Here is a 17,116-nt window from a genome sequence, read left to right on the forward strand (position 1 = left end):
ACCCGAGGTGCCCGGGTCTAGACGCGCCCCAATTCTCAATGGGAGCGTAAAGAGTGATGGCGGCTGACCCCCGCGTGTCCGCAGCGATGGCGGATACCTTTTCCCAAGCGCTTGTCGATGGTGCCCTGCCCGGTGAGACCGAGGGGTTCACACCGGACGAGCAGGCCGATGCGGCCGCCTTTATCGCCGAAGCCGCAGCGGAGCGGCGCCCCGGCGAGATCGCGCTCAAGCTGCAGTCGGTCGGGGGCGAATCCGCCCGCCGGCTGATGCGCCTGGTCATCGTCAACGACGACATGCCGTTCCTGGTCGACAGCGTCGCGGCGGTGATCGCCGGCCACGGCCTGACCGTGCGGCGCCTTCTGCACCCGATCGTCAGCGCGACGCGCGACGGCGAGCGGCTGGTCGCCCTCGGCAAGGGCAATCCGGAATCGATCATCTACGTCGAACTGGACCGTGCCGATGCGCGCGGCCGGCATGAGCTGGTGCAGGAGATCGAGGCCGTGCTCGCTTCGGTCCGCGCGGCGGTCGGCGACTGGCAGGCGATGCTCGCCACCATGCGTGAGGACGCCCTTCAGATCGCCCGCTCCGACGCCGAAAGCGGCGCGCTGCTGGACTGGCTTGCAAGCAACAATTTCACCCTGCTCGGCCACAAGCTGATCGCGGCCGACGGTTCGGTCGGCGAAGGACGCGGCATCCTGTCGGCGGACGGCATCGACCTGTGGAGCAGCGAGGACCTGCGCGGGCTGGTCGACGCGCTGCGTGACGATCATCGCCGGGTGCTCCTGCTCAAGGCCGACCGCCTGTCGCCGGTGCACCGCCGGGTGCCGCTCGACGTGGTGGTGGTACGCCGCGACGATGGCTCGCTGTCGCTTCACGCCGGCCTGTGGACCAGCGCCGCACTGCGCTCGTCGCCGGCCGAGATCCCGGTCGTGCGCGGCCGGCTTGCCGAGCTTGACCGCGAGCTTGGCTTTGCCCCGGCAAGCCATGGCGCGAAGGCGCTTGCCCATGCCATGTCGACCCTGCCGCCCGACCTGCTGATCTCGTTCGGCGAGCGCGAGGTGCGGGCCGCGGCGCTGACCGCGATGAGCCTTGCCGACCGTCCGCGCCCGGCCCTCTTGCTGCTTCCCGGCGCGCTTCATCGCCACCTGTTCGCCTTCGTCTGGCTGCCGCGCGACGAGCTCAGCACCACCCGCCGCCTGGCGATCCAGAAGATGATCGAGGAAGCGGTGCTGTCCTCGGTCACCAGCTGGGCGGTCGAGCTTGGCGATGGCGACCTGGCGCTGATCCGTCTGACCCTCGGCTTTGCCGCCTCGCGCCCGTTGCCCGATGTCGCCAAGCTCGATGAGCATCTGGTCGACATGGTGCGCGGCTGGGCCCCCGCGGTCGAGGCCGAGCTCGGCGAGCGGGTCGGAAGCGGCCGCGCGATCCGCCTTGCGCTGACCTACCTGCCGGGAGTTCCCGAGGATTACCGCAGCCGCGCCACCGCCGAGGAAGCGGCGTCCGACATCCTCCGCCTGTGCGCGCTGGAGGGAGCGGACGATCGCGACGTGCGGCTGTACCGCGAAGCCTCGGACCGTCCGGGCCAGTTGCGCCTCAAGCTCTATCGTTCGGGCGGCCTGGTACCGCTGTCCGAGGCCGTCCCGGTGTTCGAGAACTTCGGCTTCCGCGTGATCGAGGAGCGCCCCACCGCGCTCGGCGAGGACAGCCGGCTCGGCCACATCCACGACTTCCGACTCGAGCTCGCCGGGGCCGACCCCGACGACCTGCTCGCACGCACCGACGTGATCGAGGGCGCGATCGGCGCCGTCCTCCAGCGTCATGCCGAGGATGACGAGTTCAACCAGCTGGTGCTGTTCGCCGGGCTCGATCCGCAGCCGGTGGTGTGGCTTCGCGCCTGGTTCCGTTACCTGCGCCAGACCGGCGTCGCCTACGGCCTCGTGACCATGGTCGACGCGCTGAAGCGGACCCCGGCCGCGACCCGCGCTTTGGTCAGCTGGTTCACTGCCGCGCACGACCCGTCCCGCGAAGGCCGCAAGGCAGCGGTCGAGGCCGAGCGCGCTGCGTTCGAGGCCGCACTGAACGGGGTCAAGTCGATCGACGACGACCGCATCCTGCGCCTGTTCCGCAGCGTGGTCGAAGCGACGCTCCGGACCAATGCCTTTTCGCCGCAGCCCGACGAAGCGCTGGCCTTCAAGCTCGATCCGACGCGGATCCCGGGCCTGCCGGCGCCGATCCCCTATCGCGAAATCTGGGTCTACAGCCCGCGGGTCGAGGGCATCCACCTGCGCGGCGGCCCGGTCGCCCGCGGTGGGCTTCGCTGGTCCGACCGGCGCGACGATTTCCGCACCGAGATCCTCGGCCTGATGAAGGCGCAGCTGGTCAAGAATGCAGTGATCGTGCCGACCGGCGCCAAGGGCGGCTTCTATCCCAAGCACCTGCCCTCGCCCGCGACCGACCGCGAAGCGTGGCTGGCCGAAGGGACGGAAAGCTACCGGATCTTCATCCGCTCGCTGCTGTCGGTCACCGACAACATCGTCGAGGGCAAGGTCGTGCACCCGGACGGCGTGGTCGTGCACGACGGCGACGATCCCTATTTCGTGGTCGCCGCCGACAAGGGCACCGCGACCTTCTCCGACGTCGCCAACGCCATCGCGCTGGAGCGTGGCTTCTGGCTTGGCGATGCGTTCGCCAGCGGCGGGTCCAACGGCTACGACCACAAGGCGATGGGGATCACCGCCAAGGGCGCGTGGATCAGTGTCCAGCGCCACTTCCTGGAAATGGGCATCGACATCCAGTCGGAGCCGGTCACGGTGGCGGGTTGCGGCGACATGTCGGGCGACGTGTTCGGCAACGGCATGCTGCTGTCCAAGGCAATCCAGCTGGTCGCGGCGTTCGACCACCGGCACATCTTCATCGACCCGACCCCTGATCCGGCGACGAGCTGGGAAGAGCGCAACCGCCTGTTCGCGCTGCCGCGGTCGAGCTGGGACGATTACGACCGCTCCAGGCTGAGCCCGGGCGCGATGATCGTGCCGCGCAGCCAGAAGGAGATCGTGCTGACCCCGGAGGCGGCTGCCGCGATCGGCGTCGCACCGGGCGCGTTCGACCCCGCCGGGCTGATCAGCGCGATCCTCAAGGCCCCGGTCGGGCTGATGTGGTTCGGCGGGATCGGCACCTATGTGAAATCGCGTGCGCAGGCCAACAGCGCAGTCGGCGATCCAGCCAATGACGCGCTTCGCGTCGACGCCGCCGACCTCCGCGCCAAGGTGCTGGGCGAAGGCGCCAACCTTGCGATCACGCAGGCCGCGCGGATCGAGTTCAGCGAGCTCGGCGGTCGCTGCAACACCGACTTCATCGACAATTCGGCCGGCGTCGATTGTTCGGACAATGAGGTCAACATCAAGATCCCGCTCAACCAGGAAATGCTGGAAGGGCGCCTGACGCTGGAAGCGCGCAACGAACTTCTGGCCAGGATGACCGACGAAGTCGGCGAACTGGTGCTCGACGACAACCGCCGCCAGACGCTGGCGCTGTCGGTCGCCGAGCGGAGCGGTGCGGCCGGGCTTCCGGTTCAGGTCCGCACGCTGGAACTGCTGGAAGCGGCCGGGCGGCTCGACCGCCGGGTCGAGGGGCTGGAGAGCAGCGACGAACTGCTCCGCCGGGTCGGCGACAATCGCGGCCTGACCCGTCCGGAGCTGTCGGTCCTGCTCAGCCTCGCCAAGCTCAGCCTGCAGGACGCAGCCGAAGAACTGCGGCTGGCCGAAGAGCCGATGATGCAGGAGCAACTGCTGGCGGCGTTCCCGGCGCCGCTTCGCGAGGCGCACCGGGAGGCGCTGCTCCGCCACCGGCTCGGCAACGAGATCATCGCCACCAAGGTCGCCAATCGCTTCGTCAATCGGCTGGGGCCAAGTGTCGCGCTCGACCTGACCGAGGAAGAAGGAAGCTCACTGGCGCAGGTCGTCGCGGCCTTCCTCACCGCCGAACGGCTGCTCAAGCTCGACCTCCTGTGGCAGCGAATTGAGGATGCGCCGGTCAGCGAAGCGGTCCGGCTCGACCTGTTCGCGATGGCCGCGCAAAGCGTGCGCAGCCACATGAGCGACATCCTTCGCGCGGCGGGCGGCGAAACCAGCGTGTCCGAACTGGTCGCTTTGCTGGAACCGGGGCTCAACAAGATCGACGTCGCCGCGCGCTCGATCATCCGTGACGAGGTCAAGGCGCAGGCCGTCGCGTTGCACGGCTCGCTCGAGGCGCTTGGCGCGGGCGATGCGATCGTGCGCGGGCTGGTCAAGCTGTACGAACTCGACGGCGTGTTCGGTATCGCTGCACTGTCCGAGCGCAAGGAGATCGACGCGCTCGAACTGACCCATGCCTATGTCCGCATCGGCGAGGCGCTGGGCATCGACTGGGCGCAGAGCCAGGCGCTGCGGTTGCAGCCGGTCGACCAGTGGGAGCGCTTGCTGGTGGCGGGCCTGCTCAAGGAGTTCGAGCAGCTTCGGATCGACTGGCTGTCGCGCACCCGCGGCGATGACCCGGTCCAGGCGGTCGAACGCTGGGCCGAGCGGCAGGAGAAGCGGATCGAGCAGTTCCGCCGCCTGGTCACGCGGGCGCGTGGCGGGGGTGCGGTCAGCGTTCCGATGCTGGCGCAGATCGCGAGCCAGGCTCGGATCCTGCTGTCGCGTTAGGGTCGGCCATGCGGATCGCGATGCTCACCCCGGCGCCCGATTATGGGGCCGACTTCGATTGGGCGTTCGACAACCAGGCCGATGCGCTCAGGGCGGCGGGCGCCGACGTGGTGGGTATTCCGTGGACCGGGTTCGAGGGACCTGCCGGGTTCGACCTGGTGCTTCCGCTGGTCGCATGGGGCTATCACCTGCGCCATGCCGAATGGCTCGCCTTCCTCGACCGGGCGGAGGCGGAAGGCTGGCCGATGCTCAACCCGCCGCGGCTGCTGCGCTGGAACAGCGACAAGGCCTATCTGCGCGAACTGGAGGCGAAAGGCATCGCCGCGGTGCCGACGCTTGAGGTCGACCATCTGAACGAGGCCGCGCTGGCGGCGGCGCACGGCGTGCTCGGCGCGGCCGAGGTAGTGATCAAGCCGCCGGTGTCGGCCGGGGCGTGGGGCACGTTCCGGCTGAAACCGGGCGAGCCGGTGCCGGACGAGGTGCACGGCGCCCGGATGCTGGTCCAGCCATGGCTCGGTTCGGTGGTCGAGGAAGGCGAATATAGCCTGATCCTGCTCGGCGGACGCTTTTCGCATTGCGTCGCCAAGCGACCAAGGGCGGGCGATTTCCGGGTCCAGCCCTATCATGGCGGAACCACGCAGGCCGCCGCGCTTCCGGACGGTGCACTGGCCCTGGCCGAGGCCGCGCTGGCCGAAGCCCCCGCCGCTGCCACCTATGCGCGGGTCGACCTCATCCGCGGCACCACCGGCGAACTGCAGCTGATGGAACTCGAACTTATCGAGCCCGCGCTGTTCCTGGAGTGCGAACCCGGCAGCTCCGCGCGCTTCGCCGCCGCGATCCTGCAGGGCGCCGCCCGCTAGCTCAGTCCCCGAGCGCGCGCCCGAACAGCCATTGCCGAAGCGCGCTGGTAAGGTTAGGCGGCTCCTTGACCCTGAGGCGAGCCTCGTCGACCTCCGCCACCAGGGCATTCACCGGCATGGCGGAATCCCGCGCGGCGATCTCCAGCGCACGCCAGAACAGAGGCTCGAGGCTGATGCTGGTCTGGTGCCCGCGGATGAGCACGCTACGCTTCACTGGCGGCGAGTAGGTGAGGATCTCGTTCACAAGTCCTAGATGTGAGCGGCAGGAGCGACGGACAAGGGCAAAGGGTCAGGCCGACCCGCCCTCGCGAGCGGCGGCACGGCCGAGGCCAAGCACCCCCACCACCACGTCCTTGACGTGCGCGCCGACCCAGTGGCGCCGCTCGGCATGATCGCGGTGGAAGCTGCGGTAGGCGGCCGCGCGGGTGCCGACCGAGGGTGCGTCGAAGATCGCGGCCCGGGCGCGCCAGTGCTCGCTCCGCTGACCGAAGCGGACCGCGGCGAGGCTGGCGGCCTGCTGGAACGGTCCCGGCTGCTGCGCAGCCTCCGCCATGAGGGACGCCATCTCGCCATTGATCAGGCCCTGTGCGCGATATTCCTCGATCGGTACGTGAGCGAGGCCGAGCAGGCTCCGCCGCGACGGCGGGCGCGCGCTGACGGTCGCGGCGCCGCCGTGCTGGCGGTAAAGGAGAAGGGGCTGCTTCAGCCACGACACGCGGCCGAACGCCGCCGCCAGCATGTAGATCCAGGTGTCGTGGGACAACGGCTTGCCGCGCCCGTTGGGCTGCCCCGGCCGGACTTCGCGCGGGACGAGGCGGAGCAGTTCGCGGCGGAACACCATGCTGTTCCCCCATCCGGTGGCATAAGGGTCGAGCTCCAGCGCTTGGTGAACGGCGTCGCGTTCGATGCCCTGATCCCATTCGAAGCCGGTCGGCCGAAGCAGCTCGTCGGTCACCGTCAGCGTGTGCAGCGACAGCATGCTGTCGTCGGCCTCCACCCGGCCGGCGCCGAGCTCCAGCTTGCGTGGCAGCCATACGTCGTCTTGATCGCAGAAGGCGATCAGCTGGTGGCTGCTCTGCTCGGCCGCGAACAGGAAGTTGTCGGAGAAGCCGAGGCGTTCGGACTTGGGCGCGATGACCACCGGGAAGGGCGCGCCGGCGGCGAACGCCTTCACGATCTCGAGGGTGGCATCGGTCGAGCCGTCGTCGCTGATCACCAGCTCGTCCGGAAGCCGGGTCTGGCCGGCCAGGCTCGCCAGTTGTTCGGCGATAAAGGCCGCGCCATTGTATGTCGCCAGCGCGACCGACAGCTTCATTCTGGCTCTCCGATCATCAGGCTTCGTCAGTACATGTGCTGTCCGCCGTTGATGGACAAGGTCGACCCCGTCACGAACCCGGCGTTTTCATCGACCAGGAAGGCGACTCCCCGCGCGATTTCGTCGGCCCGTCCCAACCGGTTGACGGGAATGCGGGCGACGATCTTGCCCAGCACGTCCTCGGGAACGGCAGCGACCATGTCGGTGTCGATGTAGCCGGGCGCGATCGCGTTTACGGTGATCCCGGCCCGCGCGCCTTCCTGCGCAAGCGCCTTGGTGAAGCCATGGATGCCCGATTTTGCGGCGGCATAATTGACCTGGCCGTACTGCCCGGCCTGGCCGTTGATCGAGCCGATGTTGACGATCCGGCCGTAGCCGCGGCCGACCATTCCGTCCCACACCGCCTTGGCCATGTTGAAGCAACCGCCAAGGTTGGTGTCGATGACCTCCTGCCACTTGGCATGGTCCATCCGCTTCATGGTGGTGTCGCGGGTAATGCCGGCATTGTTGACCAGCACGGACACCGCCCCAAGCGCTTCCTCGACCTGGCGGACCCCGGCGAGGCAGGCGTCGTGGTCGCTGACGTCCCACTTGAAGGCCTGGATCCCGGTGCGATCGGTGAAGGCCTTCGCCCGTTCCTCGTTACCGGCATAATTGGCGGCGACGGTCATTCCCGCCTCCTGCAGTGCAACGCTGATCGCCTCGCCGATCCCGCGCGTGCCGCCGGTCACGATTGCCACTCTCGCCATATGAACTCTCCTCCAACCTCGCGGGGGAGCCTAGGCAGGCGCAATCCACCCCGCAAGCTCGCGGCGGATCAGCGCGTCGAGCATTGTCATGCCTTCGTCGCGGTCGTTGAGGCAGTCGAGCCGGGCGAAGTGGGTTCCGCCGGCGCCTTCGAACTCCTCCTTGCCGCGGATTCCGAGCTCCTCGATCGTCTCCAGGCAATCGGCGGAGAAGCCGGGCGCGGCGATGGCGATGCGGGTGACGCCCTGGGCCGGATAGGCCTTGAGCACCTCGTCGGTGGCGGGCTCCAGCCACTTGTCGCGGCCGAAGCGCGACTGGAAGCTGGTGTCGACCGGGAGGCTCAGCCGCTCGGCCAGCAGCCGGGCGGTCTTGCGGCACTGGCAGTGGTAGGGGTCGCCCTTGCGCAGGGTGCGTTCGGGCATGCCGTGATACGACAGCAAGAGGCGCTGCGGCGTGAAGTCGAGCGTCGCCAGCTGCGCCTCGATGTCGCGCTGCAGCGCGTCAATGTAATCGGGATTGTCGTGATAGGGCGGAAGGGTGCGAATGGCGGGCTGCCAGCGCATCCCGGCAAGGGTCAGAAAGGCATAATCGTTGGCGGTGGCGGTCGTCGCCCCGCAATATTGCGGATAGAGCGGCGCCAGCAGGATGCGGTCGCAACCGGCCTCCTTGAGCGCCGCCAGCCGGTCGGGGATCGACGGATTGCCGTAGCGCATCGCCCAGTCGACCATCACCTCTTCGCCCAGCATCGGCGCCAGCTTCTGCGCCTGCCGCCGGGTAATGGCGGCGAGCGGCGAGCCGTCCTCGGTCCACACCTGCTGATAGGCATGGGCGGACTTGGCCGGACGGGTGCGCAGGACCAGGCCGTGGAGGATCGGCTTCCAGATTGCGCGGGGGATCTCGACCACCCGCGGATCGGACAGGAATTCGGCCAGGTAACGGCGGACCGCCGGCACGTCGGGCGCGTCGGGGGTGCCAAGGTTGGTCAGCAGCACGCCGATCTTGCGCGGCGGAAGGACGGGATGGTCGGAAGGAGGAAGCATGAGCCTCAGGACATCGGATCGAAGGGAAGGCTTCGCAAGCGACGTCCGGTTGCAGCCGCCAGGGCGTTGCCGACAGCCGCGGGGGCAGCTGCCGACCCGAGGCCGCTTGCACCGCCGGGCGCGGCGTCACTAGCCAGCACTTCGACCAGTATCTCGGGCGCGGCGGCGAGTGTCGGAAGCAAGGGTTCGAGCGGTCCGAGGACCCGGGCATGGCGAAAGGAGGGGGCTGCGGCGGTCGCCTGGGCGATGGCCGCAAGCATGCCGCCTTCGACCTCGGCCTTGACCAGCGCCGGGTTGACCACCCGCCCGCAATCGACCGCCGCCACAAGCCGGCTCACCTGCACTTCGCCCCCCGTTCCCACTTGCGCCTGTCCAACCACCGCAATGTGGCTGCCATAGCCGCTGAACGCGCAAAGGCCCATCTGGCTACCGGGCCCGCCGCCGTCCCACCCGCCGAGCGCGGTTGCGCGGACCAGGCAGCGGGCCAGGCGTGGGTTCGCCGCAAGGAGCGTCATGCGCTGGCTGAGCGGATCGCGGCCACCGATCCGCGCCAGTTCGTCGAGGAAGCTTTCAGTGAAGAAGGTCACCGCCGGGTGCAGCTCGCCGCGGTGATAGCCGAGGCGCAGGGGCAGGTCGGCAGGGGCAAACTCCAGCGCGACATTGGGAATGCCGTAAGGCAGCGGAGCGAGCGCCGATGGGCGGGGGCCGCCGCTGCCGGTGCGGAGCAGCCGGGCGAAGGCGTGGGCGGTGCCGTCGCCGCCGGCCAGCCGCATCCGCCAGCCGGCGATGCTGCCGTCGGGCATGGGGCGGGCGAACAGGCGAGCCTTGAGCGGGGAGCGAACCGCGCCGCCGCGGACCTGCTCGGTCCGGCTTGCGGTGACCTGCACCGGGCGGCCGGTGCGGCGGGCGAGGGCGGCGGCGACCGGCACCATCCCCGCTTCGAGCGCGGCGCCGCCCTGGCCGCCGACCGGCATCGGGTAGAGCAGGGTCTGGGCGAGGGGCACACCGGCGGCCTCGGCCCCCGCGCGGCGCGCGACTTCGGGCGCCTGGGTCGCGGCCCATAGTTCGAGCAGGCCGTCGTTCAGCCGCGCAGTGGCGCCCGGCGGCTCGAGGTCGGCGTGGAGCTGCGCCGCGGCGGTGTAGGTGGCGGCGAGGGGGCGAACCCCGGCAAAGACTTCCTCGATGTCGCCAAGGACGTGAAGCTGCTGATAGTCGTCGCCGGCCAGCGCGAGGTCGAGCGCGGAGGCGACCGCTGCATCGTCGCCGCCAGCGGGGCCCAGGACGCGCACCCGCGCCGCGGCGAGGGCCCGGTCGGCCGACCACCAGTCGTCGGCCAGCGCTGCAACCCAGCCCGTCCCGCTCTCAAAGCGGATCCCGCTAGGCGGCGGGGAATCGAGCGACACGCTGCCGCGCCCGGCGCCGCGGACCGAGGCGTGCAGCAGCCCGGGCAGGCGGACATCGCCGGCAAAGCGCAGGCGGCCTTCCGCCTTTGGCTGTGCATCAAGGCGGGAGAGGGGTTTTCCGGCAAGCTCGCCGGGTGTTTCGCGAAGCGGGATGTCGCCGCCGGGCAGCGAGCGGGCGGCCGCGCCTTCGACCAGCGCAGCAAAGGGCAGCGACTTGCCTTCGTGGCGAACGAAGCCGCCGCCGGTGTCGCATTCGGCGGCTCGCACGCCCCAGCGCGAAGCGGCCTCGGCGATCAGCAGGGTGCGGGCTGCGGCGGCCGCCTGGCGCATCGGCCGTTCGAGCGCACGGATCGAGGTCGCGCCGGCGGTGATCCGCAGGAGGCCCGGATCGGGCGCGCCAGGCCACGGCCGCGCACCGGCCAGCCAGCCCTGCTCCCCGGCCAGGTCATTGTCCCACCGGCTGCCCGAACGGGCCGGGGCGACCCCGACCGTCTCCCAGGCAGCGCCGAGTTCGTCGGCCGCGATCTGGGCGAGGCCGGTCCAGATGCCCTGCCCGGTCTCGACCTGCGGGACGGCGACCGTCAGCCGGCCGTCACGCCCGATCAGGACACCGGGACCGAGCGCCAGTGCCTCGTCGGTGGCGGCGAGGCTTGCCGGCTCGGAACGCGGCCACAGGCTCCAGGCGACCGCCAGCCCGGCGGCCGCTCCGGTGCCGACCAGCAGGGTGCGGCGGCTGACCTTCAAGTCGCGTACTGGGCCTTGAGCGCGACCCGGTCGATCTTGCCCGTGCCCAGCCGGGGCAGGTTGTCGGCCGCGAAGATGAAGCGCGCCGGCACCTTGAACGAGGCAAGGCGCGGCTCGAGGAAGGCGCGCAGGTCGGCCTCGGTGAGGTCGCTGCCCTCGGCCGGAAGGACCACCGCGATCGGCACCTCGCCCAGCCTTTCGTCTGGCGCGCCGAACACCGCGGCTTCGGCCACCGCCTCGCAGGCATAGACGGCGGCCTCGACCTCGGCCGAGCTGATATTCTCGCCGCCGCGGATGATGATGTCCTTTTTGCGGTCGACGATGAACAGGTAGCCGTCGGGATCAAGATAACCGATGTCGCCGGTCTTGAAGAAGCCGTCGGCGGTGAAGGCGGCGACGGTCGCCTCGGGGTTCTTCCAATAGCCCTTGATGTTGGCGGCGGAGCGGATCGCTACTTCGCCGATCTCGCCGCCGGGGAGGTGAGCGTCGCCGGAACCGAGGATTGCGATGTCGACATAGGGCAGCGCGCGGCCGGTGGAGGCCGGCTTGGCGAGGTAATTGCCCCAGTAATTGCCGCAGCCGACCGCATTGGTCTCGGTCAGGCCATAGCCCAGCGCCGGCTGGGCGGTCTCGAAGCTGTCCTTGAGGCGCTGGACGTGCGCGACCGGGCGCGGCGCGCCGCCGGCGGCGATGTCGGTCAGGGTCGAGAGGTCGTAGCGGTCGCGGTCGGGATGGCTCATCATCTCGAGGCTCATGGTCGGAACGCCGACGAAATAGGTGATCTTTTCCTTCTCGATCAGCCGCAGCGCCTCGCCCGCGTCCCACTTGGGCATCAGCACCATGCCGCGCCCGATGACGAAGCTATTGAGCAGGACCGGCACCTCGCCGGTGACGTGGAACAGCGGCACGTTGAGCAGTGTCTTTGGCGGGTTCTTTGGTGGATTGCCCATGCTCTGCATGATGCCGAGCAGGCACATGATGCTGGTGGCGTAGGTGTAAGTGCCCTGGACCACCGCCATGTGGGTCGACAGCGCGCCCTTCGCCTCACCCGTCGATCCGGAGGTGAACAGGAGGGTGGCGTCGTCGTCCGGCGCGATGGCGGGGAGGTCGGCGTGGTTCGCTTCGCCACCGGTCAGCGGGGCCAGCGCCTCGGCGATCGGCCGCTCGATCGGCAGCGCGACCAGCGGCCACGGCCCGCAGGCCGCGGCGATCCGCTTGGCGCGGGGCTCGTCGGCGATGATCAGCCTGGGCTCGGTGAGGTCGAGCGCATGGCTCATCTCGGCGCTTTGCCACCAGCCGTTCAACAGCGTGGAAATGCCGCCGGCCTTGAGGATACCCATGTGCGCGACGATCCAGCTCGGGCAGTTGCGCATGGCGATTCCGACCCGGTCGCCCTTGGCGATGCCGTGGCGGGCGACCAGCGCGCGGGCGAGGTCGTCGGACAGGCGGTCGAGGTCGGCGAAGGTCAGCCGCTCCTCGCCCGCGATCACCGCTTCCACCGCGCCGTTCAGCGCGCAAAAGGCCTTGAAGAAGGCCGGCAGGGTCGGCGGGAAGTTGGCGACAATCCGCCGGCCGGCCTCGTCCTCGCCGACCACGATCCGTCCCCCCGGCCCGGTGACGGCCGCGAACACGGCGTCATAGCGTTGGTCGAGCTCGGTCGGCATGGGTCACGCGTCTCCTTGGCCTTTGCTTGGCTCCTCCTTATGAGACCTCGGGTCCAAGAGGAAAGACCAGTAATGAACTTGATGGTGGCAGCGATCGACTTCACCCAGCTCGGGCTCAGTCCGGTCGCGCTCGACCTCGGTGTGTTCGAGCTGCGCTGGTACAGCCTGGCCTATCTTGCCGGCATCTTCCTTGGCTACGGGTACTTGCTGAAGCTGATTAAGCAGCCTGGCGCCCCTATGGCCCGGCGCCATGCCGACGACCTGGTGTTCTACGCCTCGCTTGGCGTGATCCTCGGCGGGCGGCTCGGCTACGTGCTGTTCTACCGGCCCGGATTCTATTTCGAGAACCCGCTCGAGATCATCAAGTTGTGGGACGGGGGCATGAGCTTCCACGGCGGCGTCCTGGGTACCAGCGTCGGGATCATCTACCTGGCGTGGAAGCAGAAGCTGCAATGGCTCCGGATCCACGACTATGTCGCCTGCGTGGTGCCGATCGGTCTGTTCACCGGCCGCCTGGCGAATTTCGTGAACGCCGAATTGTGGGGCGCGCCGACCAATGTCCCCTGGGCGGTCCGCTTTCCCGAAGTGATCGCCGGCGTGGTGACGCTCGGTCCGCCGCGGCATCCGAGCCAGCTCTATGAAGCGGCACTGGAAGGCCTGCTGCTGTTCGTCATCCTCGCGGTGATGTTCTGGCGCACCCGCGCCCGCTACCAGCCGGGGATGCTCGTCGGCGCCTTCCTGTTCTTCTACGGCGTGTTCCGCTTCGGCTTGGAATTCATCCGCGAGCCCGACAATCACCTGCGCGGCTTTGCCGAGGCGACCGGGCTGCACATGGGTCAGTGGCTGTGCGTGCCGATGATCCTCGGCGGGCTGTACCTGATGGCTACCGCCAGGGGGCGGCGCCAGCGGGTCGAGAGCTTCGCCGGGCAGGAGAGCATCGCCTGACGCCGTTCGCCCGCGCATTGCACGAGCGGCTTCGCGCCGACGGACCGATCAGCGTCGAGGCCTATATGGAGGCCTGCAACGCTTATTATTACGCGACCCGCGACCCGCTGGGCGCGGGCGGCGACTTCACCACCGCGCCCGAGATCAGCCAGATGTTCGGCGAGCTGGTCGGCGCTGCGCTGGCCGACCTGTGGCGGCGTGCGGGATCGCCGGCCAATGTCCGTTACGTTGAGCTCGGACCCGGGCGCGGGACGCTTGCCAGCGACGCGCTGCGGGTGATGCGCTCGGTCGGGCTGACCCCGCCGGTGCATCTCGTCGAGACCAGTCCGACCCTGCGCCAGGCCCAGGCGGCGCTGCTTGGCGACGTTTTCCATCACGACAGCATTGGCGACCTGCCCGGCGACGCGCCCTTGCTGGTGGTTGCGAACGAGTTCCTCGATGCGCTCCCGATCCGCCAGCACGTCGCCGGCGTCGAGCGGCACGTCGAGTGGATCGGCAACGGCCTCGCCTTCGACCGCGGCGGCGAGGTGGTGGAAAGTTCGCCGGCCCGCGACGAGGCGGTGCGCGCGCTTGCCGAGGGCCTGGTGGCAATCGGCGGTGCGGCGCTGGTAATCGATTACGGCCATGAGCGGAGCGCGCCGGGCGATACGTTGCAGGCAGTGCGCGCGCATCGCTTCGCGCCGGTGCTGGAGCATCCGGGCGAACATGACTTGACCAGCCATGTCGACTTCCAACGGGCAGCCGAGGTCGCCCGCAAGGCCGGTGCGTTCGTCGCCGGCCCCGCCGAGCAGGGCGCCTGGCTGGAGCGGCTTGGCATCCAGGCCCGCGCCCGCGCGCTCGGCAATGCCACGCCCGACCGCGCAGGGGAGATCGAGGCGGCGCGCCTGCGGCTGTGCCGGCCCGATCAGATGGGAAGCCTGTTCAAGATACTTGCCATTCACTCGCCGGAGTGGCCAAGCCCGGCGGCATTATGACCATTCGTCCCGCCACCGCCGCCGACCTTGCCGCCATCGACCAGGTGTTTCGCACGACCTTCTGCGACACCTTCGCGCATCTCTACGACCCTGCCGACCTGTCGGCGTTTCTAGGGCGTTTCACCCCCGAGGCATGGGCAGAAGAGTTCGCCGACCCGGCGATTGCCTTCCAGGTCGGCGAGGCGGACGGCAAGGTGGTCGGCTTCGCCAAGATCGGCCCCAACAAATTGCCGCATGTCGCGCCGGGCGACGTGATCGAGCTCAAGCAATTGTACCTGCTCAAGTCCGCGCACGGGTCAGGACTGGCACGCGCGCTGATCGATTGGGCGCAGGACGAGGCGCGGCGGCGGGGCGCATCGCGGATGGCCCTGTCGGTGTTCAGCGAGAACTGGCGGGCGCAGGCCTTTTACAAGCGCTGCGGCTTCGAGGATCGCGGGCCGGTGACCTTCATGGTCGGCAACCACCCCGACGAGGACCGCGTGTGGGAAGCGGCGCTGTGAACGTTCCGGTGTGGCGCGCCCGCAGCCTGGCGGACCTGCCGCATGGCTTCCTTGGCCGTGCAGGCGGGGTCAGCGAAGGGGCGATGGCGAGCCTCAATTGCGGTTGGGGAAGCGGCGACGACCGCGCCCTGATCGTCGAAAATCGCCGCCGCGCGGCAGAGGCGGTGTTGCCCGGCGCGACCATCGTCTCGCCCTATCAGGTCCATGGGATCGAGGTGCTGGAGGCCGGCGACTGGTCCGACGACGAGCGGCCTCACGCCGATGCGCTGGTGACCGACCGGCCCGGAATCCTGCTCGGCATCCTCACCGCTGACTGCGCGCCATTGCTGTTCGCCGACCGCGAGGCCGGCGTTGTCGGCGCGGCCCATGCCGGCTGGCGCGGAGCGCTTGGCGGGGTGGCCGAAGCCACGATCGCGGCGATGGAGCGGCTCGGCGCGGAGCGGAGCCGGATCGCCGCCGCAATCGGCCCGACCATCGCTCGTACGAGCTACGAGGTCGACCATGCGTTTCCCGAGCCGTTCCTCGCCGCCGAACCGCAAGCCGAGCGATTCTTCGCCGATGGACCCGCCGGAAAGCCGCATTTCGACCTGCCGGCCTATCTCCTCCACCGGCTCGGCGCGGCGGGGCTTCGACAGGTGGAAGCGCTCGGGCTCGACACCTATGGGCGCGAGGCCGACTTCTATTCCTTCCGCCGTGCGACGCACCGCGGGGAGCCGAGCTATGGGCGGCAGATCAGCCTGATCGGTTTGCCGGACCCGCGCTAACTTCTCGGCAAGGGCTTGGCCCTATGCTCCGGATCATGGCGCAACCTTTGCCAAGCAGGAAACAGGCGGTCGACCTCGCCCACGGGCCCCGCAAGGTGGGCTCGCGGATCCGCCGTGCACCGCCGCCCAAGCCCGAGAAGCCGCTCAGCAAGGCGGAGTTGCGGGAGCGGGAGGCATGGATGATGTCCATCGGCATGCTTGCGGTCGCCGTGGCGCTGATGGTGATCCTGCTCGCCGTCACCCGGTGGGGCGGGTGGAGCCCGACCCAGTACCGGGTGGAGATCAACGAGCAGGTCTGAGCGGCAAGCCCTCGGCGCTAGCTGCGCGAATGGAGCGGGCGGAACGGGGCGCGCTTGGAGGTGTCCGAGATCAGGCTCGTCTTGAGCTTGCGGGTCATGGTCGCCGCGCCGTCGTTGCTCATGCAGACAAGGCGGACTCCGCCGGCCGGGAGGGTTTCGAGGGCGGAGATGCCGACCTTGGCGCTGTCGCACTTGGCGATCACTTCGGCTTCGGTGAGCTTGAGGAAAAGGGCACGGCTCATGCGGTCACCGCCTTGATCGAGAGGAGGGGGCGGCGAGCGGCGATGCGCTGGCCGTAGGCTTCGTACAGGCCGAGGTGGGCGGTGCGCGAGGCTTCGCAGCGGGCTTCACCGGCACGGGCCAGCGACACGCCGCGTCGCAGGTACAGATAGTTGAGGTCCATGGGGTGGCTCCGGGGCTGGTAAGCGGGAGCGCAACAGGTCTCTCAGTCGCCCGGGCTTACGATTGCGGTCCGGGCGATGCGCCAGCCCTAGCACGCGGACCCCGAGAAAGATACCTCAGCCGCCCGGCATGGTCCCGGGCCGCAGGTAGCCGAACATGTGCGGCACGTAATCGGCCTTGCCCAGCGCCACCCCGGCGCTGCGCAGCAGGGCATAGGCCATGTCGACGTGGAAGCCGACCTGCGGCAGCGACCAGTCGCGGACGTAGGTGAAGCCGGTCATGTCGAACACCATGCCCATCGGCAGGGCGTGGCTGAGCGGGCGGTCGGCGGCGGCGTCGAGCTCGTCCGGGCCGACCGCGCGAACGAAGGCGAGCGCTTGCCCCAGGATCGCGCGAATCTCGGCGAGGCTGCCCGGATCGTTCTGCCCGGCGGAGGCGCGGGTGCGAAGGGCGACGGTGTCGGCCGGGGTCTCCTCCCCGCGCAGCCGCCAGATCGCCTCCTGCGCCTGGAAGGCGATCACCCGCAGCTGCGAGTGGAGCGGGAACATGTCCACCGCCAGCCGGACCGCAAGCAGGTCGGCGGGATCGTTGCCGTGGGCGAGGGCGTGCGCCTCTCCCTTGTCCAGCCATTGCGGCAGGGCGGTTAGCTGGTTGACGAGGCTTGGGACGAGGAGCTGGGTAAGCATGGCGACGCTATCGGGCAGCGCGCCGGACGCCGCAAGCACCGGCTTCCTTTGGAGGTGACGTCCACGACATTCCTCGCTTAAATTGCCAGCG

General features: G+C 69.4%; 16 protein-coding genes. 7 read left to right on the forward strand and 9 right to left on the reverse strand.

Features of this window, described 5'->3' with window-relative positions; genetic code table 11:
- Positions 1-56: 56 nt before the first annotated feature.
- The gene (locus GGQ97_RS04245; protein WP_168067791.1) at positions 57-4,682 is read left to right on the forward strand and encodes an NAD-glutamate dehydrogenase; all 4,626 of its coding nucleotides are present in this window, start codon (positions 57-59) and stop codon (positions 4,680-4,682) included.
- A gap of 8 nt (positions 4,683-4,690) precedes the next feature.
- Positions 4,691-5,542, forward strand: a complete 852-nt coding sequence (locus tag GGQ97_RS04250; protein WP_209022785.1) for an ATP-grasp domain-containing protein — start codon at positions 4,691-4,693, stop codon at positions 5,540-5,542.
- Between the two features lies 1 nt (position 5,543).
- Here GGQ97_RS04250 and GGQ97_RS04255 read toward each other — a convergent pair whose 3' ends face one another.
- From GGQ97_RS04255 to GGQ97_RS04280, 6 genes are read right to left on the reverse strand one after another with little or no spacing between them, the layout of a single operon-like run.
- A complete protein-coding gene (locus GGQ97_RS04255; RefSeq protein WP_168067792.1) occupies positions 5,544-5,786 on the reverse strand; it encodes a ribbon-helix-helix domain-containing protein in 243 nt (80 codons plus the stop codon).
- Positions 5,787-5,831: 45 nt separating this feature from the next.
- A complete protein-coding gene (locus tag GGQ97_RS04260) occupies positions 5,832-6,857 on the reverse strand; it encodes a glycosyltransferase family 2 protein (RefSeq protein WP_168067793.1) in 1,026 nt (341 codons plus the stop codon).
- Positions 6,858-6,883: 26 nt separating this feature from the next.
- Positions 6,884-7,606: an acetoacetyl-CoA reductase gene (gene phbB / locus GGQ97_RS04265; protein WP_168067794.1), complete on the reverse strand. Its 723-nt coding sequence runs from the start codon at positions 7,604-7,606 to the stop codon at positions 6,884-6,886.
- Between the two features lie 30 nt (positions 7,607-7,636).
- Complete coding sequence (gene hemH, locus GGQ97_RS04270; protein WP_168067795.1) at positions 7,637-8,644, reverse strand: ferrochelatase; 1,008 nt, start codon at positions 8,642-8,644, stop codon at positions 7,637-7,639.
- Between the two features lie 5 nt (positions 8,645-8,649).
- Positions 8,650-10,791, reverse strand: a complete 2,142-nt coding sequence (locus GGQ97_RS04275; protein WP_168067796.1) for a molybdopterin cofactor-binding domain-containing protein — start codon at positions 10,789-10,791, stop codon at positions 8,650-8,652.
- Positions 10,788-12,455, reverse strand: coding sequence for a class I adenylate-forming enzyme family protein (locus GGQ97_RS04280; RefSeq protein WP_168067797.1), 1,668 nt, complete (start codon positions 12,453-12,455; stop codon positions 10,788-10,790). Before GGQ97_RS04280 ends, GGQ97_RS04275 begins: the two co-directional genes overlap by 4 nt.
- A 72-nt stretch (positions 12,456-12,527) precedes the next feature.
- On the opposite strand from GGQ97_RS04280, the gene lgt reads away from it, so the two are divergent.
- From lgt to GGQ97_RS04305, 5 genes are read left to right on the forward strand one after another with little or no spacing between them, the layout of a single operon-like run.
- Positions 12,528-13,400 (forward strand): prolipoprotein diacylglyceryl transferase, encoded by an 873-nt coding sequence (gene lgt / locus GGQ97_RS04285; protein ID WP_245197878.1) that lies wholly within the window; start codon positions 12,528-12,530, stop codon positions 13,398-13,400.
- Between the two features lie 17 nt (positions 13,401-13,417).
- On the forward strand, positions 13,418-14,374 hold the full coding sequence (locus tag GGQ97_RS04290) for a class I SAM-dependent methyltransferase (protein ID WP_245197880.1): 957 nt from the start codon (positions 13,418-13,420) through the stop codon (positions 14,372-14,374).
- Complete coding sequence (locus GGQ97_RS04295) at positions 14,371-14,874, forward strand: GNAT family N-acetyltransferase (protein WP_168067799.1); 504 nt, start codon at positions 14,371-14,373, stop codon at positions 14,872-14,874. The genes GGQ97_RS04290 and GGQ97_RS04295 overlap by 4 nt, the downstream gene beginning before the upstream one ends.
- Complete coding sequence (gene pgeF, locus GGQ97_RS04300) at positions 14,871-15,638, forward strand: peptidoglycan editing factor PgeF (RefSeq protein ID WP_342448444.1); 768 nt, start codon at positions 14,871-14,873, stop codon at positions 15,636-15,638. The genes GGQ97_RS04295 and pgeF overlap by 4 nt, the downstream gene beginning before the upstream one ends.
- 35 nt (positions 15,639-15,673) lie before the next feature.
- Positions 15,674-15,937, forward strand: coding sequence for a hypothetical protein (locus GGQ97_RS04305; RefSeq protein ID WP_168067800.1), 264 nt, complete (start codon positions 15,674-15,676; stop codon positions 15,935-15,937).
- 17 nt (positions 15,938-15,954) lie between these two features.
- On the opposite strand, the gene GGQ97_RS04310 is transcribed toward GGQ97_RS04305, so the two are convergent.
- The 3 genes from GGQ97_RS04310 to GGQ97_RS04320 all read right to left on the reverse strand — a co-directional run bounded on the left by GGQ97_RS04310 (position 15,955) and on the right by GGQ97_RS04320 (position 17,064).
- A complete protein-coding gene (locus tag GGQ97_RS04310; RefSeq protein ID WP_168067801.1) occupies positions 15,955-16,179 on the reverse strand; it encodes a hypothetical protein in 225 nt (74 codons plus the stop codon).
- Positions 16,176-16,340, reverse strand: coding sequence for a hypothetical protein (locus tag GGQ97_RS04315; protein ID WP_168067802.1), 165 nt, complete (start codon positions 16,338-16,340; stop codon positions 16,176-16,178). Before GGQ97_RS04315 ends, GGQ97_RS04310 begins: the two co-directional genes overlap by 4 nt.
- 115 nt (positions 16,341-16,455) lie before the next feature.
- Positions 16,456-17,064 (reverse strand): DUF1993 domain-containing protein, encoded by a 609-nt coding sequence (locus GGQ97_RS04320; RefSeq protein WP_342448445.1) that lies wholly within the window; start codon positions 17,062-17,064, stop codon positions 16,456-16,458.
- Positions 17,065-17,116: the final 52 nt, after the last annotated feature.

Origin of the sequence: Sphingomonas kaistensis (assembly GCF_011927725.1) — a bacterium.
GTDB classification, from domain to species: Bacteria; Pseudomonadota; Alphaproteobacteria; order Sphingomonadales; family Sphingomonadaceae; genus Sphingomicrobium; species Sphingomicrobium kaistense.

Excerpts from the sequence above, each read along its gene's own strand:
- hemH (WP_168067795.1), bottom strand. The coding sequence starts at position 8,644 with ATGCTTCCTCCTTCCGACCATCCCGTCCTTCCGCCGCGCAAGATCGGC.
- GGQ97_RS04295 (WP_168067799.1), top strand. The coding sequence starts at position 14,371 with ATGACCATTCGTCCCGCCACCGCCGCCGACCTTGCCGCCATCGACCAG.
- GGQ97_RS04310 (WP_168067801.1), bottom strand. The coding sequence starts at position 16,179 with ATGAGCCGTGCCCTTTTCCTCAAGCTCACCGAAGCCGAAGTGATCGCC.
- phbB (WP_168067794.1), bottom strand. The coding sequence starts at position 7,606 with ATGGCGAGAGTGGCAATCGTGACCGGCGGCACGCGCGGGATCGGCGAG.
- GGQ97_RS04305 (WP_168067800.1), top strand. The coding sequence starts at position 15,674 with ATGGCGCAACCTTTGCCAAGCAGGAAACAGGCGGTCGACCTCGCCCAC.
- GGQ97_RS04245 (WP_168067791.1), top strand. The coding sequence starts at position 57 with ATGGCGGCTGACCCCCGCGTGTCCGCAGCGATGGCGGATACCTTTTCC.
- lgt (WP_245197878.1), top strand. The coding sequence starts at position 12,528 with ATGAACTTGATGGTGGCAGCGATCGACTTCACCCAGCTCGGGCTCAGT.
- GGQ97_RS04280 (WP_168067797.1), bottom strand. The coding sequence starts at position 12,455 with ATGCCGACCGAGCTCGACCAACGCTATGACGCCGTGTTCGCGGCCGTC.
- GGQ97_RS04315 (WP_168067802.1), bottom strand. The coding sequence starts at position 16,340 with ATGGACCTCAACTATCTGTACCTGCGACGCGGCGTGTCGCTGGCCCGT.
- GGQ97_RS04260 (WP_168067793.1), bottom strand. The coding sequence starts at position 6,857 with ATGAAGCTGTCGGTCGCGCTGGCGACATACAATGGCGCGGCCTTTATC.
- GGQ97_RS04250 (WP_209022785.1), top strand. The coding sequence starts at position 4,691 with ATGCGGATCGCGATGCTCACCCCGGCGCCCGATTATGGGGCCGACTTC.